35 protein-coding genes are annotated in these 22409 nt (G+C 47.2%); 31 read left to right on the top strand and 4 right to left on the bottom strand.

Annotation, left to right across the window (positions count from 1 at the left end; translation table 11 throughout):
* From ACO0K8_RS17815 to dsbD, 31 genes are all read left to right on the top strand, one after another.
* On the top strand, window positions 1–431 hold a 431-nt coding region (locus tag ACO0K8_RS17815; RefSeq protein ID WP_422947985.1), incomplete at its 5' end, for an EF-Tu/IF-2/RF-3 family GTPase.
* A gap of 102 nt (window positions 432–533) precedes the next feature.
* Entirely contained in the window at window positions 534–848 is a 315-nt protein-coding gene (rpsJ, locus tag ACO0K8_RS17810) for a 30S ribosomal protein S10 (protein ID WP_126126971.1), read from the top strand.
* A 221-nt stretch (window positions 849–1069) separates the two neighbouring features.
* The gene (rplC, locus tag ACO0K8_RS17805) at window positions 1070–1726 is read left to right on the top strand and encodes a 50S ribosomal protein L3 (protein ID WP_422947984.1); all 657 of its coding nucleotides are present in this window, start codon (window positions 1070–1072) and stop codon (window positions 1724–1726) included.
* Between the two features lie 2 nt (window positions 1727–1728).
* Complete coding sequence (gene rplD, locus ACO0K8_RS17800) at window positions 1729–2352, top strand: 50S ribosomal protein L4 (RefSeq protein ID WP_126126969.1); 624 nt, start codon at window positions 1729–1731, stop codon at window positions 2350–2352.
* Window positions 2349–2663, top strand: a complete 315-nt coding sequence (rplW, locus tag ACO0K8_RS17795; protein ID WP_126126968.1) for a 50S ribosomal protein L23 — start codon at window positions 2349–2351, stop codon at window positions 2661–2663. The genes rplD and rplW overlap by 4 nt, the downstream gene beginning before the upstream one ends.
* A 2-nt stretch (window positions 2664–2665) precedes the next feature.
* On the top strand, window positions 2666–3493 hold the full coding sequence (rplB, locus tag ACO0K8_RS17790) for a 50S ribosomal protein L2 (RefSeq protein ID WP_126126967.1): 828 nt from the start codon (window positions 2666–2668) through the stop codon (window positions 3491–3493).
* A gap of 10 nt (window positions 3494–3503) precedes the next feature.
* Entirely contained in the window at window positions 3504–3779 is a 276-nt protein-coding gene (rpsS, locus tag ACO0K8_RS17785; protein WP_126126966.1) for a 30S ribosomal protein S19, read from the top strand.
* A 5-nt stretch (window positions 3780–3784) separates the two neighbouring features.
* A complete protein-coding gene (gene rplV / locus ACO0K8_RS17780) occupies window positions 3785–4117 on the top strand; it encodes a 50S ribosomal protein L22 (RefSeq protein WP_194074971.1) in 333 nt (110 codons plus the stop codon).
* A gap of 9 nt (window positions 4118–4126) precedes the next feature.
* Window positions 4127–4963 (top strand): 30S ribosomal protein S3, encoded by an 837-nt coding sequence (rpsC, locus tag ACO0K8_RS17775; RefSeq protein WP_422947983.1) that lies wholly within the window; start codon window positions 4127–4129, stop codon window positions 4961–4963.
* Window positions 4964–4965: 2 nt separating this feature from the next.
* Window positions 4966–5385, top strand: a complete 420-nt coding sequence (gene rplP, locus ACO0K8_RS17770; protein ID WP_126126964.1) for a 50S ribosomal protein L16 — start codon at window positions 4966–4968, stop codon at window positions 5383–5385.
* A gap of 11 nt (window positions 5386–5396) precedes the next feature.
* Complete coding sequence (gene rpmC, locus ACO0K8_RS17765) at window positions 5397–5588, top strand: 50S ribosomal protein L29 (protein WP_126126963.1); 192 nt, start codon at window positions 5397–5399, stop codon at window positions 5586–5588.
* On the top strand, window positions 5588–5860 hold the full coding sequence (gene rpsQ, locus ACO0K8_RS17760; RefSeq protein WP_126126962.1) for a 30S ribosomal protein S17: 273 nt from the start codon (window positions 5588–5590) through the stop codon (window positions 5858–5860). The genes rpmC and rpsQ overlap by 1 nt, the downstream gene beginning before the upstream one ends.
* A gap of 253 nt (window positions 5861–6113) precedes the next feature.
* Complete coding sequence (rplN, locus tag ACO0K8_RS17755) at window positions 6114–6482, top strand: 50S ribosomal protein L14 (RefSeq protein WP_016836029.1); 369 nt, start codon at window positions 6114–6116, stop codon at window positions 6480–6482.
* 9 nt (window positions 6483–6491) lie between these two features.
* On the top strand, window positions 6492–6806 hold the full coding sequence (gene rplX, locus ACO0K8_RS17750) for a 50S ribosomal protein L24 (RefSeq protein WP_126126961.1): 315 nt from the start codon (window positions 6492–6494) through the stop codon (window positions 6804–6806).
* Window positions 6807–6810: 4 nt separating this feature from the next.
* Window positions 6811–7350 (top strand): 50S ribosomal protein L5, encoded by a 540-nt coding sequence (rplE, locus tag ACO0K8_RS17745; RefSeq protein ID WP_422947982.1) that lies wholly within the window; start codon window positions 6811–6813, stop codon window positions 7348–7350.
* A 7-nt stretch (window positions 7351–7357) separates the two neighbouring features.
* On the top strand, window positions 7358–7663 hold the full coding sequence (gene rpsN, locus ACO0K8_RS17740; RefSeq protein ID WP_126126959.1) for a 30S ribosomal protein S14: 306 nt from the start codon (window positions 7358–7360) through the stop codon (window positions 7661–7663).
* Window positions 7664–7676: 13 nt separating this feature from the next.
* Complete coding sequence (rpsH, locus tag ACO0K8_RS17735; RefSeq protein WP_126126958.1) at window positions 7677–8072, top strand: 30S ribosomal protein S8; 396 nt, start codon at window positions 7677–7679, stop codon at window positions 8070–8072.
* Between the two features lie 10 nt (window positions 8073–8082).
* Window positions 8083–8616 (top strand): 50S ribosomal protein L6, encoded by a 534-nt coding sequence (rplF, locus tag ACO0K8_RS17730; protein ID WP_126126957.1) that lies wholly within the window; start codon window positions 8083–8085, stop codon window positions 8614–8616.
* A 12-nt stretch (window positions 8617–8628) separates the two neighbouring features.
* The gene (rplR, locus tag ACO0K8_RS17725; RefSeq protein ID WP_126126956.1) at window positions 8629–8991 is read left to right on the top strand and encodes a 50S ribosomal protein L18; all 363 of its coding nucleotides are present in this window, start codon (window positions 8629–8631) and stop codon (window positions 8989–8991) included.
* A gap of 12 nt (window positions 8992–9003) precedes the next feature.
* Window positions 9004–9522 (top strand): 30S ribosomal protein S5, encoded by a 519-nt coding sequence (gene rpsE / locus ACO0K8_RS17720; protein ID WP_126126955.1) that lies wholly within the window; start codon window positions 9004–9006, stop codon window positions 9520–9522.
* 10 nt (window positions 9523–9532) lie between these two features.
* Window positions 9533–9712 (top strand): 50S ribosomal protein L30, encoded by a 180-nt coding sequence (gene rpmD / locus ACO0K8_RS17715; protein WP_126126954.1) that lies wholly within the window; start codon window positions 9533–9535, stop codon window positions 9710–9712.
* Window positions 9713–9740: 28 nt separating this feature from the next.
* Window positions 9741–10223: a 50S ribosomal protein L15 gene (gene rplO, locus ACO0K8_RS17710; protein WP_126126953.1), complete on the top strand. Its 483-nt coding sequence runs from the start codon at window positions 9741–9743 to the stop codon at window positions 10221–10223.
* Between the two features lie 23 nt (window positions 10224–10246).
* The gene (secY, locus tag ACO0K8_RS17705; RefSeq protein ID WP_422947981.1) at window positions 10247–11584 is read left to right on the top strand and encodes a preprotein translocase subunit SecY; all 1338 of its coding nucleotides are present in this window, start codon (window positions 10247–10249) and stop codon (window positions 11582–11584) included.
* A 24-nt stretch (window positions 11585–11608) separates the two neighbouring features.
* On the top strand, window positions 11609–11827 hold the full coding sequence (infA, locus tag ACO0K8_RS17700; protein ID WP_005663428.1) for a translation initiation factor IF-1: 219 nt from the start codon (window positions 11609–11611) through the stop codon (window positions 11825–11827).
* A 32-nt stretch (window positions 11828–11859) separates the two neighbouring features.
* The gene (gene rpmJ / locus ACO0K8_RS17695) at window positions 11860–11973 is read left to right on the top strand and encodes a 50S ribosomal protein L36 (protein ID WP_014004415.1); all 114 of its coding nucleotides are present in this window, start codon (window positions 11860–11862) and stop codon (window positions 11971–11973) included.
* A gap of 26 nt (window positions 11974–11999) precedes the next feature.
* The gene (rpsM, locus tag ACO0K8_RS17690; protein ID WP_126126951.1) at window positions 12000–12365 is read left to right on the top strand and encodes a 30S ribosomal protein S13; all 366 of its coding nucleotides are present in this window, start codon (window positions 12000–12002) and stop codon (window positions 12363–12365) included.
* A gap of 30 nt (window positions 12366–12395) precedes the next feature.
* Complete coding sequence (gene rpsK, locus ACO0K8_RS17685; RefSeq protein ID WP_126126950.1) at window positions 12396–12800, top strand: 30S ribosomal protein S11; 405 nt, start codon at window positions 12396–12398, stop codon at window positions 12798–12800.
* Window positions 12801–12991: 191 nt separating this feature from the next.
* On the top strand, window positions 12992–13615 hold the full coding sequence (gene rpsD / locus ACO0K8_RS17680; protein WP_126126949.1) for a 30S ribosomal protein S4: 624 nt from the start codon (window positions 12992–12994) through the stop codon (window positions 13613–13615).
* Between the two features lie 105 nt (window positions 13616–13720).
* Window positions 13721–14698, top strand: a complete 978-nt coding sequence (locus ACO0K8_RS17675) for a DNA-directed RNA polymerase subunit alpha (protein ID WP_126126948.1) — start codon at window positions 13721–13723, stop codon at window positions 14696–14698.
* A 122-nt stretch (window positions 14699–14820) separates the two neighbouring features.
* A complete protein-coding gene (rplQ, locus tag ACO0K8_RS17670; protein ID WP_422947980.1) occupies window positions 14821–15216 on the top strand; it encodes a 50S ribosomal protein L17 in 396 nt (131 codons plus the stop codon).
* Window positions 15217–15510: 294 nt separating this feature from the next.
* Entirely contained in the window at window positions 15511–17304 is a 1794-nt protein-coding gene (gene dsbD / locus ACO0K8_RS17665; protein ID WP_422947979.1) for a protein-disulfide reductase DsbD, read from the top strand.
* 73 nt (window positions 17305–17377) lie between these two features.
* Here the strand turns inward: dsbD and sbcB are convergent, their stop codons facing one another.
* The 4 genes from sbcB to hemB all read right to left on the bottom strand — a co-directional run bounded on the left by sbcB (window position 17378) and on the right by hemB (window position 22383).
* Window positions 17378–18808: an exodeoxyribonuclease I gene (gene sbcB, locus ACO0K8_RS17660; RefSeq protein WP_422947978.1), complete on the bottom strand. Its 1431-nt coding sequence runs from the start codon at window positions 18806–18808 to the stop codon at window positions 17378–17380.
* Window positions 18809–18902: 94 nt separating this feature from the next.
* Window positions 18903–20024: a magnesium transporter CorA family protein gene (locus tag ACO0K8_RS17655; RefSeq protein WP_422947977.1), complete on the bottom strand. Its 1122-nt coding sequence runs from the start codon at window positions 20022–20024 to the stop codon at window positions 18903–18905.
* Window positions 20025–21254 (bottom strand): sterol desaturase family protein, encoded by a 1230-nt coding sequence (locus tag ACO0K8_RS17650; protein WP_422947976.1) that lies wholly within the window; start codon window positions 21252–21254, stop codon window positions 20025–20027.
* 106 nt (window positions 21255–21360) lie between these two features.
* The gene (gene hemB / locus ACO0K8_RS17645; RefSeq protein WP_422947975.1) at window positions 21361–22383 is read right to left on the bottom strand and encodes a porphobilinogen synthase; all 1023 of its coding nucleotides are present in this window, start codon (window positions 22381–22383) and stop codon (window positions 21361–21363) included.
* Window positions 22384–22409 lie beyond the last annotated feature (26 nt).

Here is a 22409-nt window from a genome sequence, read left to right as displayed (position 1 = left end):
TGACTACATGTACTGGTGTTGAAATGTTCCGTAAATTGCTGGATCAAGGTCAAGCAGGCGATAACGTTGGTGTCTTGTTGCGCGGTACTAAGCGTGAAGACGTTCAGCGTGGTCAGGTCTTGGCTAAACCAGGTACAATCAAGCCGCATGATCATTTCACAGGCGAGATCTATGTTTTGTCTAAAGATGAAGGTGGTCGTCACACGCCATTCTTTAACAACTATCGTCCACAGTTCTACTTCCGTACTACGGACGTGACTGGTTCGATCGAATTGCCAAAAGACAAAGAAATGGTTATGCCAGGCGATAACGTCTCCATCACTGTTAAGTTGATCAACCCGATTGCGATGGAAGAAGGTCTCCGTTTCGCGATTCGTGAAGGTGGTCGTACTGTTGGTGCTGGTGTTGTTGCTAAGATTATTCCTGCTTAATAGCAGTGAATGGCAGTGAAGTAATTGTAGTTTCGTTCTTTGTTTAAAAAATGCCGCAAATACTTTTTAAGTATCTGCGGCTCGCTCTTTATAGGAAATATCATGTCTGCAAATCAAAAAATCCGCATCCGTCTGAAGGCTTTCGATTACAAATTGATCGATCAATCGGCGCTCGAAATCGTTGAAACAGCAAAGCGCACTGGTGCGGTTGTAAAAGGCCCGGTTCCTTTGCCGACACGCATTCAGCGTTTTGACGTATTGCGTTCGCCGCACGTTAACAAGACTTCACGCGATCAGTTTGAGATTCGTACTCATCAGCGCTTGATGGATATCATTGACCCAACTGATAAGACAGTTGATGCTTTGATGAAGCTCGATTTGCCAGCTGGTGTCGATGTAGAAATCAAACTTCAGTAATTGAAATGCGAAGATCTTTTGTTTCGGCAGAGGATCTTTGAAAATTTAGTGAAATGTGACATACCACAATTTTTTAGCATTTCAAAATAAAATAGTCTTGTAAATAAAAAATTTGCAGGCTATAATCGAAGGCTTAAATGAAGATCGGCTTAGCTGATTTATTCGTTTAAGTCTTTTTTAATGTCAGCCCCGCCCAATCGTAGGTGGGAATGGAGAAAACAATGAGCTTGGGCCTAGTTGGTCGCAAGGTTGGTATGATGCGTATTTTTACTGAGGACGGCGATTCAATTCCGGTCACAGTATTAGATGTATCAAATAACCGCGTGACACAAATCAAAACTCCTGAAACAGATGGTTATTCTGCTGTTCAGGTTACTTTCGGTCAGCGCCGTGCATCCCGTGTATCAAAAGCGGCTGCCGGTCACCTTGCAAAAGCAGGTGTTGAAGCTGGTACTGTCTTAAAAGAATTCCGTGTGGATGCTGCTAAAGCTTCTGAACTGAAAGCTGGTGATGTTGTGCCAGTTGGCTTGTTTGAAGTTGGTCAGAAGGTTGACGTGCAGGGTGTAACTATCGGTAAGGGTTATGCTGGCGTTATCAAGCGTTATCATTTCTCTTCTGGTCGCGCTACTCACGGTAACTCGCGTTCGCATAACGTTCCAGGTTCTATCGGTATGGCGCAGGATCCAGGTCGTGTTTTTCCTGGTAAGCGTATGACTGGTCATCTGGGTGACGTTAACCGCACTGTGCAAAATCTGGTCATCGCTCGCATTGATGCTGAGCGTCAGTTGTTGCTGGTGAAGGGTGCTATTCCGGGTGCAAAAAATGGTCAGGTAATTGTTTTGCCTGCTATTAAAGTTAAAACTAAGAAGGGAGCTTAATTATGGAACTGAAGCTCCTAAATGCAGAAGGTCAATCTGCGTCTAATGTTGCTGCGCCAGATACAATTTTTGGTCGTGATTACAATGAGGCCTTGATTCATCAGGTCGTTGTTGCTTATCAAGCTAATGCTCGTAGTGGTAATCGCAAGCAATTGGGTCGTGATGATGTGCATCACACTACCAAGAAGCCTTGGCGTCAAAAAGGTACTGGCCGCGCACGTGCTGGTATGTCTTCCTCGCCACTATGGCGCGGAGGCGGACGTGCATTCCCTAACTCGCCTGATGAGAATTTCTCTCACAAAGTTAACAAGAAAATGTATCGCGCTGGTTTGTGCTCGATTCTTTCTCAGTTGGCTCGTGAAGGTCGTTTGAATGTGGTTGATAGCTTGGTTGTCGAAGCTCCAAAGACAAAATTATTGTCTGATAAGCTGAAGGCAATGGGTTGTCTTGAGTCAGTTTTGGTTATCACTGAAGAATTCAATGAAAACCTGATGTTGGCAGCGCGTAATTTGGTCAATGTTTTGGTTGTCGAGCCACGTTATGCTGATCCAGTTTCCTTGGTATTTTACAAGAAAGTGTTGATCACTAAGGCCGCATTGGCAAAGATTGAGGAGATGCTGGCATGAACGCAGTAGTTAAGCATAGCGAAGAACGCCTGATGAAGGTGTTGCTGGCTCCAGTTATTTCTGAAAAAGCAACTATGGTCGCTGAGAAAAACGAGCAAATCGTTTTCTTGGTCATGCCAGATGCGACTAAGCCAGAAATTAAAGCTGCAGTTGAGCTGTTATTTAAGGTTCAGGTTGAGTCCGTGCAAGTTGCCAATCGCCTGGGTAAGCAAAAACGTACCGGTAAATTTAATGGTCGTCGCAATCATACAAAACGTGCTTTTGTATGCTTGAAAGAAGGTCAGGAAATTAACTTCACCGAGGGGGCATAATAATGGCACTCGTTAAAGTCAAGCCAACCTCGCCTGGTCGTCGTGGTATGGTAAAAGTAGTGACAGAGGGCCTGCATAAAGGTCGTCCGTTCGCTGCTCTGTTGGAAAAGAAATCAAAAACTGCTGGCCGTAATAATAACGGTCATATTACTACTCGTCATATTGGCGGTGGTCATAAGCAGCATTATCGTTTGGTTGACTTCAAGCGTACTAAAGATGGTATTCCGGCTAAAGTAGAGCGTATTGAATACGATCCTAACCGTACAGCACACATTGCTTTGTTGTGTTATGCGGATGGTGAGCGTCAATACATCATTGCTACTAAAGGTATGGCTGCTGGTGACCAGGTAATGAATGGTTCTCATGCTCCTATCAAATCTGGTAATTGCATGCCTATCCGTAATATTCCTGTTGGTACTACGATGCATTGCGTCGAAATGCTGCCAGGTAAGGGCGCTCAAATTGCACGTACTGCCGGTGCTGGTGTGGTGTTAATGGCACGTGATGGTACTTATGCTCAGGTTCGTTTGCGCTCTGGCGAAGTTCGTCGCATTCATATCGAATGCCGTGCAACTATCGGTGAAGTAGGCAACGGTGAGCACAATCTGCGTAAGATTGGTAAAGCTGGTGCAATGCGTTGGCGTGGTGTTCGTCCTACCGTTCGCGGTGTGGTAATGAATCCGGTCGATCACCCACACGGTGGTGGTGAAGGTAAAACCGCAGCGGGTCGTCATCCAGTTTCTCCATGGGGCCAGCAAACTAAGGGTAAGAAGACGCGTCGCAATAAGCGCACGACTTCCATGATCATCTCACGCCGCGGCAAGAAATAAGGGATAAAACATGACACGCTCAGCAAAAAAAGGGCCGTTTTGCGACGCCCATTTGGTGAAAAAAGTCGAAGCTGCGCAAGCAATTAAAGACAAAAAGCCAATTAAAACTTGGTCGCGCCGTTCGACAATTATGCCGGATTTCATTGGTTTGACCATTGCGGTTCATAACGGTAAGCAACATGTACCAGTTTATGTTTCCGAAAACATGGTTGGTCATAAACTTGGCGAATTCGCGTTGACTCGTACTTTCAAGGGTCACGCTGCCGATAAGAAGGCTAAGAGATAGGTGCTATGATGGAAACTAAAGCAATTCTACGCGGTGTGCGTCTGTCCGAGCAAAAAGGTCGGTTGGTCGCTGATCTTATTCGCGGTAAAAAAGTAGATCAGGCATTGAATATCTTAGCATTCAGCCCTAAAAAAGGTGCAACGATCATCAAGAAGGTTTTGGAGTCTGCAATTGCAAACGCCGAGCACAATGATGGTGCGGACATCGATGAGTTGAAGGTAAAAGTTATTTATGTCGAAAAGGGCACGATTTTGAAGCGTTTTACAGCGCGTGCAAAAGGTCGTGGCGATCGTATCTCTAAACAATCCTGTCACATCTACGTGACTGTCGGTAACTAAGGAGTCACGATGGGACAGAAGATACATCCAACCGGTTTTCGTCTTGCGGTAACGCGTAACTGGTCTTCACGTTGGTATGCTGGCAATGGTAATTTTGCTACTATGCTGCTTGAGGATTTGCGTGTTCGCGAATATCTGAAGAAGAAACTGAAGAACGCATCCGTAGGTCGTATTACTATTGAGCGTCCGGCAAAAAATGCTCGCATTACTATTTATAGCTCCCGTCCAGGTGTTGTAATTGGTAAAAAAGGCGAAGATATTGAACTGTTGAAAACAGAACTCGCCAAAATCATGGGCGTTCCTGTACATGTCAATATCGAAGAAATTCGTAAGCCAGAAATCGACGCTCAGCTAATCGCTGATTCTATTTCCCAGCAACTCGAAAAACGTATCATGTTCCGTCGCGCAATGAAGCGCGCGATGCAAAATGCGATGCGTTTGGGTGCTAAGGGTATTAAGATCATGTCTAGCGGTCGTTTGAATGGTATCGAGATCGCACGTAAAGAATGGTATCGCGAAGGCCGTGTGCCTCTGCATACGTTGCGTGCTGATATTGATTACGGTTTCAGCGAAGCATCGACAACCTACGGTATTATTGGTGTCAAAGTTTGGGTTTATAAGGGTGACCGTTTGCCAAATGGCGACGCTCCAGTTATTGAATCCACTCCAGAAGATGACAAAAAACGTCGTGGTCCTCGTCGTGATGATGGTAAGCCTAGCAGCCGTCCTCGTGCCAAGCGTCCTGAAGGTCAAACTCCAGTTGGTGTGGCAGCTCCTGCGGCAAAGCGTGTACACGCTAAACCAGCAGGCGTTGCAACAGCTCCAGCTGAGAAAGCAGGAGAATAATCATGCTGCAACCAGCACGCAGAAAGTATCGTAAAGAACAAAAAGGCCGTAACAAGGGCATCTCGCATGACCGTGGTACTGCTGTTTCTTTCGGTGAATTTGGATTGAAGGCAATTGGTCGCGGTCGTATTACTGCGCGTCAAATTGAAGCTGCGCGTCGCGCTATGACACGCCACATTAAGCGTGGTGGTCGTATCTGGATTCGTATTTTCCCAGATAAGCCAATCTCGCAAAAACCTGCTGAAGTTCGTATGGGTAATGGTAAAGGTAATCCTGAGTACTACGTTGCCGAGATTCAGCCTGGTAAAATGTTGTATGAAATGGATGGCGTCGATGAGACGTTGGCGCGCGAAGCGTTTCGCTTGGCCGCAGCTAAACTGCCGTTATTGACTACGTTCGTCGTGCGTCAAGTCGGCCAATAAGGGAGTTGTAAATGAAAGTATCTGAACTCCAAGGCAAGGATCCAGCAGCTTTGACAAAAGAGCTGAATGACTTGTTGAAGGCTCAATTTAGTCTGCGTATGCAAATCGCTACACAGCAACTGAATAATACTTCACAGTTGAAAAAAGTGCGTCGTGACATCGCACGTGTAAAAACCGTCATGAATCAGAAGGATGCCAAATAATGAACGATCAAGTAAAAGTGGCACTGAAGCGCACATTGATTGGCAAAGTTGCCTCTGACAAGATGAACAAGACCGTAACAGTGGTCGTTGAGCGTCATGTTAAACACCCTTTGTACGGTAAAATCATTATGCGCTCTGCAAAGTACCATGCGCACGATGAAGAGAACCAGGCAAAGATTGGCGACACTGTTGAGATTCAAGAAGGTCGTCCAATTTCCAAGACTAAAGCTTGGACTGTGACACGTGTGGTTCAAGTTGCACAGGTTGTATAAATTTATTGCATAATTAGTTTTTTGATGTAATAATGATGGGCTGTTATTTGCAAACCTTGTAAATAACAGCCTAAATGTCTTTTGCAGCGCAATCTAGTGTTGTGAAAGTGGTTAAAAATCGTCCACCTAATCAGTAGACTCGTGCATTGTTGGTTGTGAATTCCGACAACAAGTGAGTTGGCTGGCGGGACCAAAACTGACTGCAGATTTGCTTTGTGCGAGTTGTGCGGGTTAAGTTGGGAAAGAGAACATTATGATTCAAACAGAAAGCCGGCTAGAAGTAGCTGACAATACTGGTGCACGTGAAGTTTTGTGTATTAAAGTATTGGGCGGCTCTAAGCGTCGTTATGCAGGTATTGGTGATGTTATTAAAGTCACTGTTAAATCTGCTGCGCCTCGCGGTCGCGTAAAAAAAGGTGAAATTTACAATGCTGTCGTTGTTAGAACTGCTAAGGGTGTTCGTCGTCAAGACGGTTCTTTGGTTAAGTTTGATAGCAATGCTGCAGTGTTGTTGAATGCAAAACTCGAGCCAATCGGAACACGTATTTTCGGCCCAGTAACGCGTGAATTGCGTACTGAGCGTTTTATGAAAATCGTTTCGCTAGCTCCTGAAGTACTGTAAGGAGTCCAGATGAATAAGATTCGTAAAAACGACGAAGTCATCGTCTTGACGGGTAAAGACAAAGGTAAGCGCGGTCAGGTGCAGCAATGCGTTGATGCGAATTACGTTGTTGTTGCAGGCGTTAATGTTGCTAAAAAAGCGACTAAGCCTAACCCAATGACTGGTGCAGTTGGTGGCATTGTTGATAAAGTAATGCCGATACATGTGTCAAATGTTGCATTGTTTAATGCTGCATCTGGTAAAGCAGACCGTGTTGGCTTTAAAGTTGTGGATGGTAGTAAAGTCCGCGTCTATAAGTCGACTGGCGAAGTTGTGAAGGCATAAGGTCATGGCCCGTCTACAAGCATTTTATAAAGAAAAAGTCGTTGGCGACTTGACAGAGAAATTCTCTTACAAGTGTTCAATGGAAGTGCCTCGTCTTCTGAAGATTACCCTGAATATGGGTTTGTCTGAAGCGATTGCCGACAAAAAAATCATTGAGCACGCAGTTGGTGACTTGACGAAAATTGCTGGTCAAAAACCAGTGGTCACCAAAGCGCGTAAAGCGATTGCTGGCTTTAAGATTCGTGAAGGTTATCCGATTGGTTGTATGGTGACTTTGCGTGGCGCTCAGATGTATGAATTCCTGGATCGTTTCGTTACTGTGGCATTGCCGCGTGTACGTGATTTCCGTGGTGTGTCTGGTCGTGCGTTTGACGGTCGTGGTAATTACAATATCGGTATCAAGGAACAAATTATTTTTCCTGAAATCGAGTACGACAAGATCGACGTGTTGCGTGGTATGAATATTAGTATTACTACGACAGCAAAGACCGACGAAGAAGCGAAAGCACTTCTCGCCGCATTTAAATTTCCGTTCAGAAACTGAGGTCGCCATGGCAAAATTGGCACTGATTAATCGTGAGCAAAAGCGTGCAGATCTAGTGAAGAAATTCGCTGGCAAACGCGCCGAATTGAAGGCCATCATTGATGACCAATCAAAGACTGAAGAGGAGCGTTACTTAGCTCGTCTAAAGTTGCAGGCATTGCCACGTAACTCTAATCCGACACGTCAGCGCAATCGTTGCGCATTGACAGGTCGTCCACGTGGCACATTCCGTAAGTTTGGTTTGGGCCGTATTAAACTCCGTGAATTCGCCATGCGTGGTGAGATTCCGGGTATGACTAAAGCCAGCTGGTAATAGGAGAATATCAATGAGTATGAGCGATCCTATCGCCGATATGCTGACACGCATCCGTAACGCGCAAGTAGTTCACAAAACTGCCGTTGCAATGCCGTCCTCTAAGGTGAAAATTGCAATAGCAGTTGTACTGAAGGACGAAGGCTACATTGAGGATTTCGCAGTGGTTGACGCTGCTGGGAAGTCTGAATTGAAAATCGGTTTGAAGTATTATGCAGGACGTCCTGTTATAGAGCGTTTGGAACGTGTTTCACGTCCAGGTCTTCGGATTTACAAAGGTAAAGACGAGATTCCAAGTGTTATGAACGGTTTGGGCGTGGCCATTGTGTCCACACCAAAAGGCGTTATGACTGACCGCAAAGCGCGCGCAACCGGTGTCGGTGGCGAAGTAATTTGCTACGTCGCCTAAGGAGTGCAAGATGTCACGAGTAGGTAAAATGCCAATCGCGGTGCCAGCAGGTGCAGAAATTGCAATCTCGGCAGCGCAGATTACAGTAAAAGGCCCAATGGGTGTGCTGACACAAAGTCTGAATGGCTTGGTTGCAGTCGCTAACGATAATGGTACTCTTAACTTTTCTCCGGCTGATGATAGTCGTGAAGCCAATGCTATGACCGGCACCCTGCGTGCTTTGGTTAATAACATGGTGATCGGTGTCACAAAAGGCTACGAAAAGAAATTGAACTTGGTCGGCGTTGGATATAAAGCACAAGCACAAGGCGATAAATTGAATTTGTCGCTAGGCTTCTCGCACCCATGCGTTCACCAAATGCCAGAAGGCATTACGGTTGTAACGGCAACACCTACTGAAATTCTGATCAAAGGAATTAACAAGCAGGTTGTTGGTCAAGTGGCTGCTGAAGTCCGTGCATACCGCAAACCGGAGCCTTATAAAGGCAAAGGCGTTCGTTATTCGGACGAAGTGGTTGTGATTAAAGAAACCAAGAAGAAGTAATAGGGGTTGACGATGGATAAGAAACAATCACGTCTGCGCCGCGCGACTCAAACCCGTGCCAAGATCGCAGAACTCAAGGTGACTCGCCTGGCAGTGCATCGTACGAATCAGCACATCTATGCAAGCATTATTGATTCTGATGCCAAAGTTTTGGCTTCAGCATCTACGCTAGAGGCAGAAGTTCGTGCTGAATTAGCAGCGGCGTCAGGTAATGGCGGTAACGCTACTGCCGCCACACTGGTCGGCAAGCGTGTTGCAGAGAAGGCGTTGAAAGCAGGGATTACCGAAGTCGCGTTTGATCGCTCCGGTTTCCGTTACCATGGTCGCGTCAAGGCGTTAGCGGAAGCTGCGCGTGAAGCTGGCCTGAAGTTCTAAGGAAAATTCATCATGGCAAAAATGCAATCGAAAATGGCAGCCGACAAGCCGGATGATGGTATGCGCGAAAAAATGATCGCGATCAACCGTGTAACCAAAGTGGTTAAGGGTGGTCGTATCATGGGCTTCGCAGCATTGACTGTCGTTGGTGACGGTGATGGCCGTATCGGTATGGGTAAGGGGAAGTCGAAAGAAGTTCCTGTAGCCGTACAAAAAGCGATGGAGGAAGCGCGTCGCAAGATGATTAAAGTAACTCTAAAAAACGGCACTTTGCAGCACGCTGTTACTGGCCAGCATGGCGCATCGAAAGTGATGATCATGCCTGCCAAAGAGGGTACTGGCGTTATTGCGGGCGGTCCAATGCGCGCAATTTTTGAAGTTTTAGGTGTAGTTAATGTCGTTGCTAAATCCAACGGCTCTACTAATCCTTATAACATGGTTCGTGCGACTCTGGACGGTTTGTCCAAGATGAGTACGCCATCAGAGATTGCTGCTAAACGTGGCAAATCGCTAGAAGAAATTCTGGGCTAAGGTGAGCGAAATGACAAAGACAGTAAAAGTAACTTTGGTCAAGGGTTTGATTGGGACTCGTGAGTCTCATCGCGCCACCGTTCGCGGTTTGGGTTTGCGTCGCATTAATTCGGTTTCCGAATTGGAAGACACTCCATCCGTACGCGGCATGATCAATAAAGTCTCGTATCTTGTGAAGGTTGTATCGTAAGCCGCAAGGCTTGCGATCGGAGCAAATTATGGAATTGAATACAATTCAACCTGCTGATGGCGCAAAACACTACAAACGTCGTGTTGGTCGCGGTATCGGTTCTGGTTTAGGTAAGACATCAGGCCGTGGTCATAAAGGTCAGAAGTCACGTACAGGCGGTTTTCACAAAGTTGGTTTTGAAGGCGGTCAAATGCCTTTGCAACGTCGCTTGCCTAAGCGTGGTTTTAAATCTTTGGCTACGCCTTACAAGGCTGAAGTTCGTTTGACGGATTTGGAAAATCTTCCAGTTACTGAAATCGATATTCTTGCATTAAAACAAGCGGGTGTAGTGTCGCAATTGGCGCGTGTAGTGCGCGTTATATTGTCAGGCTCTATCACGAAAAAGGTAACTTTGAACGGTTTGATCGCCTCTAAGGGCGCTAAAGCTGCAATCGAAGCTGCTGGCGGTACAGTGACTGAAGTGGTTATTGCACCAGTGGTTAAGAAATTACCTGCTAAAGCAGTTGCTTGATTTAGTCGAAACAGGAGCAATAATTGGCAACTTCTCCACAACAAGCTAAGAGTGCGGCAAATGGATTTCCTTGGGGAAGACTTTGGTTTTTGTTAGCTGCATTAGTTGTTTACCGCATCGGTGCGCATATACCAGTTCCTGGTATTGACCCAGCGGCACTTGAGGATTTGTTTAAACAGAACCAGGGTGGTATTTTGGGTATGTTTAACATGTTCTCTGGCGGGGCATTACAGCGATTTACCGTTTTTGCTCTGGGTATCATGCCGTATATTTCGGCGTCAATTATTATGCAATTGATGTCGATCGTTTCTCCTCAGTTAGAGGCGCTTAAAAAAGAAGGCGAATCTGGCCGTAGAAAAATTACTCAATATACGCGTTATGGCACTTTGTTGTTGGCAACACTGCAGGCTTATTTCATTGCGTTTGGGTTGGAGTCTCAGCCTGGATTGGTGATTGATGCGGGTATGGCGTTTCGTTTTACGACGGTCGTTACTTTGTTGACTGGAACCATGTTTTTAATGTGGTTGGGTGAACAAATTACCGAGCGTGGTCTGGGAAATGGTATATCTATCATTATCTTTGCTGGTATTGCTGCTGGTTTGCCAAATGGATTAGCAAGTTTGTTCGAGTTGGTTCGCACTGGTTCGATGGCGCCATTTACAGCGTTGATAGTTTGTTTGATTGTCGCTGCTGTGACCTACGGAGTTGTTTTTGTCGAACGGGGACAGCGTAAGATATTGGTGAATTATGCCAAGCGTCAAGTTGGAAATAAGGTTTACGGTGGGCAAAGTAGTCATTTGCCATTGAAGTTGAATATGGCAGGTGTAATTCCTCCTATTTTCGCCTCTTCGATACTTTTGTTTCCGGCGACGATTATCAGCATGTTCACTAAGGGGGTTGAGAATTCGGATAGTCGAGTAATCAGTTTTCTTAAGGATCTTGCTGCGTCTATGGGGCCAGGTGAGCCGATTCATGCCCTCTTGTATGCTGGTGCAATTATTTTTTTCTGCTTCTTTTACACTGCTCTTGTGTTTAATAGCAAAGAAACAGCCGATAACCTGAAGAAGAGCGGAGCATTCGTGCCGGGTATTCGTCCAGGTGATCAGACCGCGCGTTATATCGATAAGATTTTGATGCGCTTGACACTGGTAGGTGCGTTGTATATTACGGTGGTGTGCTTGGTACCTGAATTCATGATGTCATACTGGAAAGTTCCATTCTATTTTGGTGGTACTTCACTTTTGATTATCGTTGTAGTGACGATGGACTTCATGGCTCAAGTGCAAAATTATGTAATGTCACAGCAATACGAATCGCTTCTTCGTAAAGCAAATTTCAAGGGCGGAATTCCTTCACGGTAATCGCCCAGAGGAACAGCAGATCGAATGGCAAAAGACGACGTTATACAGATGCAGGGCGAGATTCTAGAGAATCTTCCGAATGCAACATTTCGAGTTAAGTTGGAAAATGGGCATGTTGTGCTAGGCCATATTTCTGGGAAGATGCGAATGAATTATATTCGTATCCTTCCTGGTGATAAGGTGACAGTAGAATTGACGCCTTATGATTTGAGCCGGGCACGCATAGTGTTCCGAACCAAGTAAATTTAAATGAACTAGAAGGAAAGAGGGCAAAAATGAAAGTTCTCGCATCAGTTAAGCGGATCTGCCGCAATTGCAAGATCATCAAGCGCAAGGGTGTTGTTCGTGTTATATGCACAGAACCACGCCATAAGCAGCGCCAAGGTTAATTAACGTTATTTATCGAGGATAACGAATGGCACGTATAGCAGGGGTTAATATCCCAAATCATCAGCATACCGTAATCGGCTTAACAGCTATCTATGGTATTGGTCGTCCACGCGCAGAGAAAATCTGCCAAGCAACCGGTGTTTTAACGAATAAAAAAGTTAAAGATCTGGATGATAGCGAATTAGAAAGACTTCGCGACGGAATTGCAAAATTCATCGTCGAAGGTGATCTACGTCGTGAAATCTCGATGAACATCAAGCGTTTGATGGACTTAGGTTGCTACCGCGGCCTCCGTCATCGTAAGGGTTTGCCTTGCCGTGGTCAACGTACACGTACGAATGCTCGTACGCGTAAGGGTCCGCGTAAAGCAGCGCAATCATTGAAGAAATAATCCAGTCCTGCTGGATTTAAGGAAACAATTATGGCAAAAGCACAAAATAACGCAAACGCAGCCCGCGCTCGTAAAAAAGTTAAAAAGAATGTCGCTGAAGGTATCGCACACGTTCACGCTTCTTTTAACAATACAATCATCACGATCACTGATCGTCAAGGCAATGCTTTGTCTTGGGCAACTGCTGGTGGCGCTGGTTTTAAAGGTTCGCGTAAGTCGACACCGTTTGCAGCTCAGGTTGCGGCGGAAGCTGCAGGAAAAGTTGCAGTTGAATGCGGTATCAAAAATCTGGAAGTTCGCATCAAGGGCCCAGGTCCAGGACGTGAATCTTCAGTTCGCGCTTTGAATAACTTGGGTATTAAAATATCCTTGATTCAAGACGTTACTCCAGTTCCACATAACGGCTGCCGCCCTCCAAAGCGTCGTCGTATCTAAGTAGTAGCGAAAGCTGCTGGTGTTCTGGTAGATTTAGCGTTAGAATACAGCCCGCCAATTCAATTGGTGGGTTTTCTGTTTTTTTCGCAGTTTTTAGTAGTTTTTGTAAGACCACCGTCTGTTCGATTGTAGGACAGACTAGCGCAGCAGGATGATGTTCCTGCTTGCGTCATTAATAAAAGGAAAATATCGTGGCACGTTATATTGGACCAAAAGCAAAATTATCCCGTCGCGAAGGCACGGATCTGTTTCTGAAAAGCGCACGTCGTTCTTTAGATTCAAAATGCAAATTAGATGTAAAACCAGGTCAACATGGTGCTAAATCTGGCGCCCGTACGTCTGACTACGGTAATCAATTGCGCGAAAAGCAAAAAGTTAAGCGTATGTACGGTATCTTGGAACGTCAGTTCCGTCGTTATTTCGCAGAAGCTGATCGTCAAAAAGGCAACACTGGCGAAACTCTGTTGAAATTGCTGGAATCCCGTTTGGATAACGTTGCATATCGTATGGGCTTCGGTTCCACACGTGCAGAAGCGCGTCAGTTGGTCAGCCACAAAGCGTTCACTGTTAATAACATCGTTGTTAACATTGCTTCTTACCAAGTTAAATCTGGTGATGTAGTTGCTGTTCGTGAAAAATCGAAAAAGCAAGTGCGTATCGTTGAAGCCTTGTCTTTGGCTGAACAAATTGGTATGCCATCTTGGGTCGCTGTTGACTCCAAGAAAATGGAAGGTACTTTCAAGTCCATGCCAGATCGTAGCGATATTTGCCACGATGTCAATGAATCCCTGATCGTTGAATTGTATTCACGTTAATATTCAAGTTTTACCGCCTGCCTGTTTTTCGACAGGCAGGCTTTTTTCTTTGCAGCCATCAGCCTTATCGGTGTAATGAGCCGAGGGTATTGAAAAGGATATTTCATGCAGAACAATCTGTTTAAACCACGTATTATTGATGTTGAAATGCTAGGTGCCGGTCACGCTAAAGTTGTGATGGAGCCGTTCGAACGTGGTTTTGGCCACACTTTGGGCAACTCGCTGCGCCGTGTATTGCTGTCCTCTATGGTGGGTTACGCACCGACAGAAGTTACTATCGCTGGTGTGGTACATGAATATTCGACACTTGATGGCGTTCAAGAAGACGTTGTCGACATCTTGTTGAACTTGAAAGGTATCGTCTTCAAAGTACATAATCGCGACGAAGTTACCTTGACATTGAAAAAAGATGGCGAAGGCCCAGTTTTGGCTTCCGATATCGATTTGCCGCATGATGTTGAGTTGATCAATCCAGATCACGTGATTGCTAATTTGACTGTCGGCGGCAAGCTTGACATGCAGATCAAGGTCGAAAAGGGCCGTGGTTATGTGCCAGGCAACGTTCGTCGTTTGTCTGAAGATGCGAACAAGACTATAGGTCGTATCATTTTGGATGCGTCTTTCTCACCTATTCGCCGTGTTTCTTACTCGGTTGAATCAGCTCGTGTAGAACAGCGTACTGATTTGGATAAATTGATCATCAATATTGAAACTAACGGCGTGATTTCTCCTGAAGAAGCAATTCGTCAGTCCGCACGTGTTTTGGTTGATCAATTGAATGTCTTTGCTGCCCTCGAAGGTACTGAAGCTGCTGCAGAAGCGCCATCACGCGCACCTGCTGTTGATCCAGTTCTGTTGCGTCCAGTCGACGATCTAGAATTGACAGTTCGCTCCGCAAATTGCCTGAAAGCAGAAAACATTTACTACATTGGTGACTTGATCCAACGTAGCGAAAACGAACTGTTGAAGACGCCAAACTTGGGTCGTAAGTCTTTGAATGAAATCAAAGAAGTATTGGCTTCCCGTGGTTTGTCTTTGGGCATGAAGTTGGAAAACTGGCCACCTGCAGGCTTGGAAAAGTAATTTGTATTAGTAATAAGGGCAGGCCCAGCCTGCCCGGTAATTGTAGTAAAGCACACACCGGTCCGCGCTAAATTGTTAGCGATAGAAGAGCTGGATTTTTTTAAAACACGAAAGGAAATATCATGCGTCATCGTCACGGCTTACGTAAGCTGAATCGTACCTCTTCCCACCGTTTGGCTATGCTGCGCAACATGACAGTATCGTTGCTGCGTCACGAAGCCATCAAAACAACTTTGCCTAAAGCAAAAGAATTGCGCCGCGTTATCGAGCCGATTCTGACTATGGGTAAAACAAACACCTTGGCAAACAAGCGTTTGGCTTTCGCGCGTTTGCGTGATCGTGAAATGGTCTTGAAATTGTTCGCTGAATTGGGCCCACGTTACGCAAATCGTAACGGCGGTTACCTGCGTATCCTGAAAATGGGTTTCCGCGTAGGCGACAACGCTCCTATGGCTTATGTAGAACTGATGGATCGTCCAGAAATCAGTGATGCAGACGACGCGCCAGTAGCAGAATAATTAGCCGGCCTTTTGGTCAGTTGATGTAAAAGCCGTTCAGTGTAAATTGAACGGCTTTTTTGTTTTTTTATTTTGACGTCCGACATCCGTAAGAAAATGGACACTCGCTGACCGACATTGAGCGAGAGTGAATAAGCCAACAAGTTGCTTCTTAGTTGGAGATTTCGAGTTTATTTTCAGGAACATTTTGGCATCAGAGTGGTCTCTGTTAGAGCGTCTTTACTTTATCGTAGGCGATTATTTTTTAACGATTTTTTTGTTGTTCCGTAAATTGGGAAGCGCATGAAGCTTTTTATGAGTACCTTCAGTCATATGCGGCGCGGGTTTTTTTGTGCCTTCTTGCCTTTGTTGGCCACGCTGCTGTTGGCGATAATCTCACAGTCTAGTCATGCTGATGATTTCCTCGATCCTGAACAGGCATTCAAAGTTGAGGCGCGCATGCTGCAGCCGGGTCTGGCCGAAGTGACATTCGTTATTGCTGATGGGTATTATCTGTATCGGGATCGAATTAAAATCGTTGCGGAAGCTGCTACTTTAGGCGAAGTGCAATTGCCGCCGGGGAAAGTGAAATTTGACGAGACGTTTCAAAAAGAGGTAGAAACCTACCGTGGCCGGGTGGCGGTGAATATTCCCGTGCAAGTGAGTGCTGACTTTGTCTTAAAGGTCAGTCGCCAAGGGTGTGCCGATCAGGGCCTGTGTTATCCGCCTATGGAATCGAGTCTGAACCTAAGTGCTGTCGGTACTAGTAGCGCGAATGAAAAGGAAGCGGCGCAACTAACGACAGAAATTGTTGCTCAGGCTAGTCAGGCAAGTGCGACTCAGGGCGATAGTTACAGCATTAGTAAGGCATTAAAGAGCGGCAAGTTGATCGCCATATTGCCCTTATTTTTTCTTTTAGGTTTAGGACTTTCTTTTACGCCCTGCGTCTTACCTATGGTGCCTATCTTGTCTTTTATTATAGTTGGTGAGGGCGTTGCAATTAAGCGTAGCCGGGGATTTTTGCTATCTCTGAGTTACGCGCTGGGGATGGCTCTGGTATACACCGCGCTTGGTGTTGCTGCTGGTTTGATCGGCGAAGGCTTGGCGGCTAGCTTGCAAAATCCCTGGGTGCTTGGCGTCTTCGCTGTGATGATGGCGGGTTTGTCGCTTTCCATGTTCGGGGTCTATCAATTGCAGGTTCCTGGCGCTCTGCAAAGCAAATTAACCGTGGTCTCCGAAGGGCAGCGTAATGGCAAACTCATAGGAGTGTTTCTGATGGGTGCGATCTCCGCGCTGATCGTCGGCCCCTGCGTTGCGGCACCGTTGGCGGGCGCCCTGGTCTACATTAGCCAAACGCGAGATGTGCTGGTTGGCGGCAGTGCTTTGTTTGCGATGGCGATGGGGATGAGTGTGCCCTTACTTTTAGTGGGGATCTCGGCCGGTAGTCTGTTGCCTCGCGCGGGTGCCTGGATGGAAGCGATCAAGCGCTTCTTCGGTGTTCTGATGTTGGCAATGGCGCTGTGGATGGTGTCACCTGTGATACCTGTGTGGGCACAAATGGCTGGCTGGGCAGCGTTGCTGCTGGGGTATGCCGGATATCAATTATTTGTTCATAAGGGCGGAGTGCCCTCGAAGGTTTTCGCGCTTACGCTGGCTTTGGCTGGACTTACGCAACTGGTAGGGCTTAGCACTGGCGGCCGTGATGTATATGCCCCCGTCGCCCATTTGTTTGGAGCTCCAACTCAAGGAGTTACTTTTAAACGGATAGGGTCATTGACCGAGTTGAATGAGGTTCTTCTGCAATCAAAGGGCAAGCTGGTGATGCTAGACTTTTATGCGGACTGGTGTGTGTCTTGCAAGGAGATGGAAAAACTTACCTTCAGTGACGGCCAAGTTAAGACTAAGCTAGACGGCATGTTGTTATTGCAGGTGGATGTCACTGCGAATAATGCGCAGGATAAAGAATTGCTCAAGCGCTTCAATCTATTCGGTCCGCCTGGGATAATATTTTTCGATAAACAAGCTAAAGAATTACTTGATGCGCGCGTGATCGGTTATCAAAATGCTGAGAAATTTTTAACCTCGCTGACGGCGTTAGAGAAGTTCTAAATTTAAAAAAACGCTCAAAGTTATGAGCGTTTTTTTGGGGGAGCATTGAAATCACCTTTTAATACGTATAGGGTCAACGGGACGGCGTAATTTGTTCGGCATAGTCGTACAGCGCCCCCAGTATCTCCTCATCTCTTTCGGTCGCACTTTCTTGCAGATTGTCGATGCGATCAAAAAACTGTTCTACCGTTAGAGCTTTGCCTGCGCCATCAAGCAAGCGCGCCGCGATATGGCGCTGCCATCGTTGTGTTTCCTGGCTGGACAAGGTGGCGGGAAAATTGCGCGCACGATAGCGAAATAACAGTTCTGCAAGGCGTGCATCCTGAAACTGTGGCCGTGTGCTGGCCAATTCTTCTGGCTTCATGGCGCGTAAGTCAGTGAGCGTACGGCGGTCATTATTGCCGACAAAACCGCCATAGAGATCTTCATCCACATCGATGCCCGCTTCGCTGTTGCGCGAGAATATCTGTTGCCAGATACTCGCCATGTCTGGTGCACCCTCGGCGAGCTTGGCATGATTCTGTACTAATTGCATATCTAGGCCCCAATGGGTGGCGCGTTCTGTGCTCAACGTCTTTAAATTACCGATGACGATAGGCGATTTATTCAGATGTATGCTCTTAATCGGTAAGCGGCTTACGCCTTCAGGCAGTGCATCGGCCTTGCTAAACATGCGCAGTTTAATGCTGGCCGCGTCGAGCGTAAATAATTCGCTAGGGTCGACGTTCAGATCCCAGACGATCACTTCATTTTTATTCTGAGGATGCACTGCGAGTGGCCACACTGCAGTAATGCAACCCCGCTCAGCGGGTATCATTCCCGAGACATGCAGGAAGGCCTTTTTGAGTGGCAGACCTATCTCGGCGGCGACCCTTTCTTTCTTGTGTAGTGACAGGCAAAAATCGAATAATTTGGGTTGGTGCTGACGTATCAACTTGGCCAAGGCAATGGTGGCACGCACATCGGACAGCGCATCGTGCGCAGCCTCATGGGCCAGGCCATTGGCGGCACTTAAATGTTCTAAGCGAAAACTGGGTTTTCCTTCTGCATTGGTCGGCCAGTTAATTCCATCCGGTCTGAGCGCGTAGGTCGTGCGCACCACATCGAGAATATCCCAGCGCCCGCAGTCATTTTGCCATTCGCGTGCATACGGGTCGATTAGATTACGCCAGAACATGAAGCGGGTGATTTCATCGTCGAAGCGTATGGTGTTGTAGCCCACGCCTATGGTGCCTGGTTGTGAAAACGCCTGTTCTATGGTGGCAGCAAATTGGTACTCTGGTACGCCGCGTTCCAGGCACTCTTGCGGCGTAATGCCGGTGATCAGACAGGATTGCGGATCCGGTAGGAAATCTGGGGCGGGCTGACAATACAGCATGATAGGCTCGCCGATTTCATTCAGATCGGCATCGGTGCGTATCGCGGCAAATTGGGCTGGACGATCGCGTCTGGCTTGTGCGCCGAAGGTTTCGTAATCGTGCCAAAGGAAACTGTAGTCTTGCATAATTTATCTATAAAATGTAAAAAGAGGGGAGTATATGTCTTAGTCACTCGCTCGCGCACAAAGCTATTGCGCATTTAACGCCACAATGGCCATACTACCCCCTAGTATCATGCGTTCTTGAACTCTGTTGCATGGCGCGCTCTTCGAAATAACGTTTGCTGCGGAAGTAGCCGAGCAGCAGCACCACCAGGCCCAGCATGATACTCATAATGATCCAAAAACCAGAGGCCATATCGAGCATGGGCATCTTGACAAAATTCATTCCGAAGATCCCGGTAATCAAAGTAAGCGGCATAAAAAGTGCCGTAATGACGGTCAGGGTGCGCATGATTTCGCTGGTGCGATGCGCCATCGCCGCGAAATGAATTTGTACTGCTGATTCTAGCGATGCTTCCAGACGGCGCGCGTGATTGAGGACTCGACCTATGTGCTCAATTACATCATTGACGCGTACCAGTAGCAGGTCTTTGCTGCGACCATTGCCGTTCTCTGTGCCGTCGTGAGTATCGACAATATAGTCGCGCAGTTCTTGTAGTGCGTCGTGCTGCTCTTCACACAGGTGATCTAGTTTGCGTAGCTCGATACGTGAGTCGAGTAAGGCGATCCAATTCTTAAAAGGTTTGCGCGGATCGAGCAGGGCATGTTGCCAGCGATCTAGTTGCAGGGTCAATGGTTGGCGCAAATCGAGGTATTGGTCGACCATGGAATTGAGCAGGCGCAGCATCAGATCTTCTGGCGAGGTCGGTAGTCGAACAGAGTGGGAATTGCCTTCTGCTTTGTGTTTGTAGGAGAGCATGCGCGTACGCGCGTTTTCTATACTTTGACTGTGAGTCGAACGGACTGTGACGAGTGCGTTATCAAGCAGAAAAAATGACACTGGCAAGGTGAGTAACTTGTTCAATGCCGCAGGAACTTTTCTCTTGATGCCCTCGTTATCGGTGATTGTGCTGGTATCGGCGTGTAGTGCCAATTTACGAAATACCACCATGACGTAATCTTGGGTTGAGTCAAAATACGAAGGGTGAGTGAGATTGACCGCATCTCTCAAGTGCAGGTCATATAAGCGCGTGCCGGTCATTTTTTCGACCGCATCGCGCCATGCTTCCGGATCGGCAGCGACCTCGTCATGGGTCGCATCCAGCCAGCGAAACACCGATGAGGTCGGCGCAACTTGGTTCAGTGTTACCTGTTGTTCGCCTATATAAAAAATATCCATTTACTTTGATTTTTCAAAAATGCGCCATACGGCGAGTAAGGAGAGTAAGCAGTACAGTGCGATTGCCAATTTCAAATTCAAATCTAGACGCAAACTACCAAACCATGAGTCACTGAAAAGGGGAATGAGCAAGCTCAGACTTAAGCGCGCATGTTCTAGATGCAGATAGGCGGGACTCTGCTCCATCAGGCCACCGAGTATACAAAATACTGCTGCTAGCCAGAATCCATATGCCAAAGCCGACAGTAGCGGCAGGCTCTCAGCGCTGAGCAAAAAATGGGTGCCGATTTGCAAGCAGAGCGCAAATTGGATCAGGCAGTAGTACAGCTTTGCCTTGCTTAAAGGTGGATCATATTCGGCGCGCGCCAGGTCAAATTTTTTCGCGGCAGCAGTGCGCAATATGTCGTCCGGTTGCCAGCCCGGAGGCTTGAGCCAGATGCGCCATTTGTCTCGCCAATATTGCGTATGCCAGGCTGTTTTTGCAGTCGCTGCATACACTTCGAGATTGGCCCATAAGGGATTCCAGCTGCGTAGCGGACTGCGGGTGCCAAACACCACAGGATGGGCGTCTTGCTCTTCGACGAAAGTGCCAAACAGCCGGTCCCAGAGTATCAGTATGCCGCCATAATTTTTATCCAGATACAGATCATTCACGCCATGGTGCACCCGATGATTAGAGGGCGAGACAAAGACCCGGTCGAACCATCCCATTTTGTCTATCTGCTGAGTGTGTATCCAAAATTGATAAAGTAAATCGATCAGTGCAATCACGATAAAGACTTTGACGGGGTAGCCTAAAAGTGCCAGCGGCAAATAAAAAATCCAGCCAAATAGAGCACCGCTACTGGTCTGGCGTAATGCCGTGGTCAGGTTATAGGCTTCGCTTTGATGATGCACCACGTGCGCTGCCCACAAGAGATTGGTTTGATGTCCCATGCGGTGCAGCCAGTAATACAGAAAATCATACAAAAGTAAGCCGGAAATCCAAACCCAGATACTCTCTTCCGATAGAGCGAAGAGGGCGCTATGTTGGTATACCCAGGCGTAAATCCCGACGGATAAAAACTTTAGAAACACACCGCTAATTTGGCTCATGACACCCAGACTCAAACTATTGATGGCGTCATTGATGCGGTAGAGATGCCGTTGGCGGCGCTGCGCGAGGATAAACTCACAGGCTATGAGTAAAAAAAATACCGGACTCGCGAAAAGGATGATTTTTTCCTGCATGAGGCTTTGCTCGCGTAATTGGTCAGGAAGAAACGTCAGGAGGATTGCATAGGCCTATGACTGATGGAGCGAGCCTTTACCGGAACGCTAGCTCCATCAAGACGTATTAACTAATGTGTTTGAGCAGGCGCGCCACGTCGCGTGCAAAGTAAGTGAGGATACCATCGGCACCAGCACGCTTAAATGCCAGCATTGATTCCATCATGGTCTTATTGTGGTCGAGCCAGCCGTTTTGGGCGGCGGCCTTGATCATCGCATATTCACCGCTGACCTGATAAGCGAAGGTCGGCACCTTGAATTCATCTTTGACGCGGCGCACGATGTCCAGATAAGGCATGCCGGGTTTGACCATCACCATGTCTGCGCCCTCTGCCAGATCGAGTGCGACTTCGCGCAAGGCCTCATCGCTATTCGCCGGATCCATTTGGTAGCTGGCCTTGTCGCTCTTGCCCAGCGTCGTGGCGGAACCGACCGCGTCACGGAAGGGGCCGTAGAAAGCGGATGCATACTTGGCAGAGTACGCCATGATGCGGGTGTGAATAAAGCCGTGGGTTTCCAATGCATGGCGGATCGCACCGATACGGCCATCCATCATATCGCTAGGAGCGACAATGTCGGCGCCGGCCTGCGCCTGGGTCAGCGCTTGCTTGACTAGAATAGCCGTAGTCTCATCGTTGAGTACATAGCCCTCAGCATTGATCACACCATCTTGACCGTGGCTGGTGTATGGATCTAAAGCAACATCGGTCAAGATCCCGAGTTCTGGGAAGCGCATTTTTAATTCGCGTATTGCACGCGGTATTAAGCCTTGTGGATTTAATGCTTCAATTCCGTCTGGTGTTTTTAGGCTAGGATTAATCGACGGAAATAAGGCCAACACCGGTATGCCTAAGGTCACGCAATCTTCTGCAACGCCCATCAAGACATCAATAGAGACGCGCTCTACGCCTGGCATAGAGGCGACTTTTTCGCACAGATTTTCGCCGTCAATTACAAATACCGGATAGATCAGATCGGATGCCGTCACATGGTTTTCGCGCATCAAAGCGCGCGAAAAAGCGTCGTGACGCATACGGCGCATGCGGGTGGCGGGGAATTGGGCTGCAGTGGTTTGCTTGTAATCGGACATGGCGATGTAAAAAGAAAATTTAATTT

This window comes from Undibacterium sp. Ren11W (genome assembly GCF_049340485.1).
GTDB lineage: Bacteria > Pseudomonadota > Gammaproteobacteria > Burkholderiales > Burkholderiaceae_D > Undibacterium.
This window is presented reverse-complemented; position numbering and strand designations above follow the sequence as displayed.

Coding starts and splice junctions, on each gene's coding strand:
- rpmC (WP_126126963.1), top strand. CDS start 5,397: ATGAAAGTATCTGAACTCCAAGGCAAGGATCCAGCAGCTTTGACAAAA.
- ACO0K8_RS17650 (WP_422947976.1), bottom strand. CDS start 21,254: ATGCAGGAAAAAATCATCCTTTTCGCGAGTCCGGTATTTTTTTTACTC.
- sbcB (WP_422947978.1), bottom strand. CDS start 18,808: ATGCAAGACTACAGTTTCCTTTGGCACGATTACGAAACCTTCGGCGCA.
- rpsQ (WP_126126962.1), top strand. CDS start 5,588: ATGAACGATCAAGTAAAAGTGGCACTGAAGCGCACATTGATTGGCAAA.
- rplE (WP_422947982.1), top strand. CDS start 6,811: ATGGCCCGTCTACAAGCATTTTATAAAGAAAAAGTCGTTGGCGACTTG.
- rplD (WP_126126969.1), top strand. CDS start 1,729: ATGGAACTGAAGCTCCTAAATGCAGAAGGTCAATCTGCGTCTAATGTT.
- dsbD (WP_422947979.1), top strand. CDS start 15,511: ATGAGTACCTTCAGTCATATGCGGCGCGGGTTTTTTTGTGCCTTCTTG.
- rpsE (WP_126126955.1), top strand. CDS start 9,004: ATGGCAAAAATGCAATCGAAAATGGCAGCCGACAAGCCGGATGATGGT.
- rplO (WP_126126953.1), top strand. CDS start 9,741: ATGGAATTGAATACAATTCAACCTGCTGATGGCGCAAAACACTACAAA.
- rpsC (WP_422947983.1), top strand. CDS start 4,127: ATGGGACAGAAGATACATCCAACCGGTTTTCGTCTTGCGGTAACGCGT.
- rplW (WP_126126968.1), top strand. CDS start 2,349: ATGAACGCAGTAGTTAAGCATAGCGAAGAACGCCTGATGAAGGTGTTG.
- rpsH (WP_126126958.1), top strand. CDS start 7,677: ATGAGTATGAGCGATCCTATCGCCGATATGCTGACACGCATCCGTAAC.
- rpsN (WP_126126959.1), top strand. CDS start 7,358: ATGGCAAAATTGGCACTGATTAATCGTGAGCAAAAGCGTGCAGATCTA.
- infA (WP_005663428.1), top strand. CDS start 11,609: ATGGCAAAAGACGACGTTATACAGATGCAGGGCGAGATTCTAGAGAAT.
- rpsJ (WP_126126971.1), top strand. CDS start 534: ATGTCTGCAAATCAAAAAATCCGCATCCGTCTGAAGGCTTTCGATTAC.
- rplQ (WP_422947980.1), top strand. CDS start 14,821: ATGCGTCATCGTCACGGCTTACGTAAGCTGAATCGTACCTCTTCCCAC.
- rplR (WP_126126956.1), top strand. CDS start 8,629: ATGGATAAGAAACAATCACGTCTGCGCCGCGCGACTCAAACCCGTGCC.
- rpmJ (WP_014004415.1), top strand. CDS start 11,860: ATGAAAGTTCTCGCATCAGTTAAGCGGATCTGCCGCAATTGCAAGATC.
- rplV (WP_194074971.1), top strand. CDS start 3,785: ATGATGGAAACTAAAGCAATTCTACGCGGTGTGCGTCTGTCCGAGCAA.
- rpsS (WP_126126966.1), top strand. CDS start 3,504: ATGACACGCTCAGCAAAAAAAGGGCCGTTTTGCGACGCCCATTTGGTG.
- rplN (WP_016836029.1), top strand. CDS start 6,114: ATGATTCAAACAGAAAGCCGGCTAGAAGTAGCTGACAATACTGGTGCA.
- rpmD (WP_126126954.1), top strand. CDS start 9,533: ATGACAAAGACAGTAAAAGTAACTTTGGTCAAGGGTTTGATTGGGACT.
- ACO0K8_RS17655 (WP_422947977.1), bottom strand. CDS start 20,024: ATGGATATTTTTTATATAGGCGAACAACAGGTAACACTGAACCAAGTT.
- rplC (WP_422947984.1), top strand. CDS start 1,070: ATGAGCTTGGGCCTAGTTGGTCGCAAGGTTGGTATGATGCGTATTTTT.
- rplB (WP_126126967.1), top strand. CDS start 2,666: ATGGCACTCGTTAAAGTCAAGCCAACCTCGCCTGGTCGTCGTGGTATG.
- rplX (WP_126126961.1), top strand. CDS start 6,492: ATGAATAAGATTCGTAAAAACGACGAAGTCATCGTCTTGACGGGTAAA.
- rplF (WP_126126957.1), top strand. CDS start 8,083: ATGTCACGAGTAGGTAAAATGCCAATCGCGGTGCCAGCAGGTGCAGAA.
- rplP (WP_126126964.1), top strand. CDS start 4,966: ATGCTGCAACCAGCACGCAGAAAGTATCGTAAAGAACAAAAAGGCCGT.
- hemB (WP_422947975.1), bottom strand. CDS start 22,383: ATGTCCGATTACAAGCAAACCACTGCAGCCCAATTCCCCGCCACCCGC.
- rpsK (WP_126126950.1), top strand. CDS start 12,396: ATGGCAAAAGCACAAAATAACGCAAACGCAGCCCGCGCTCGTAAAAAA.
- rpsM (WP_126126951.1), top strand. CDS start 12,000: ATGGCACGTATAGCAGGGGTTAATATCCCAAATCATCAGCATACCGTA.
- ACO0K8_RS17675 (WP_126126948.1), top strand. CDS start 13,721: ATGCAGAACAATCTGTTTAAACCACGTATTATTGATGTTGAAATGCTA.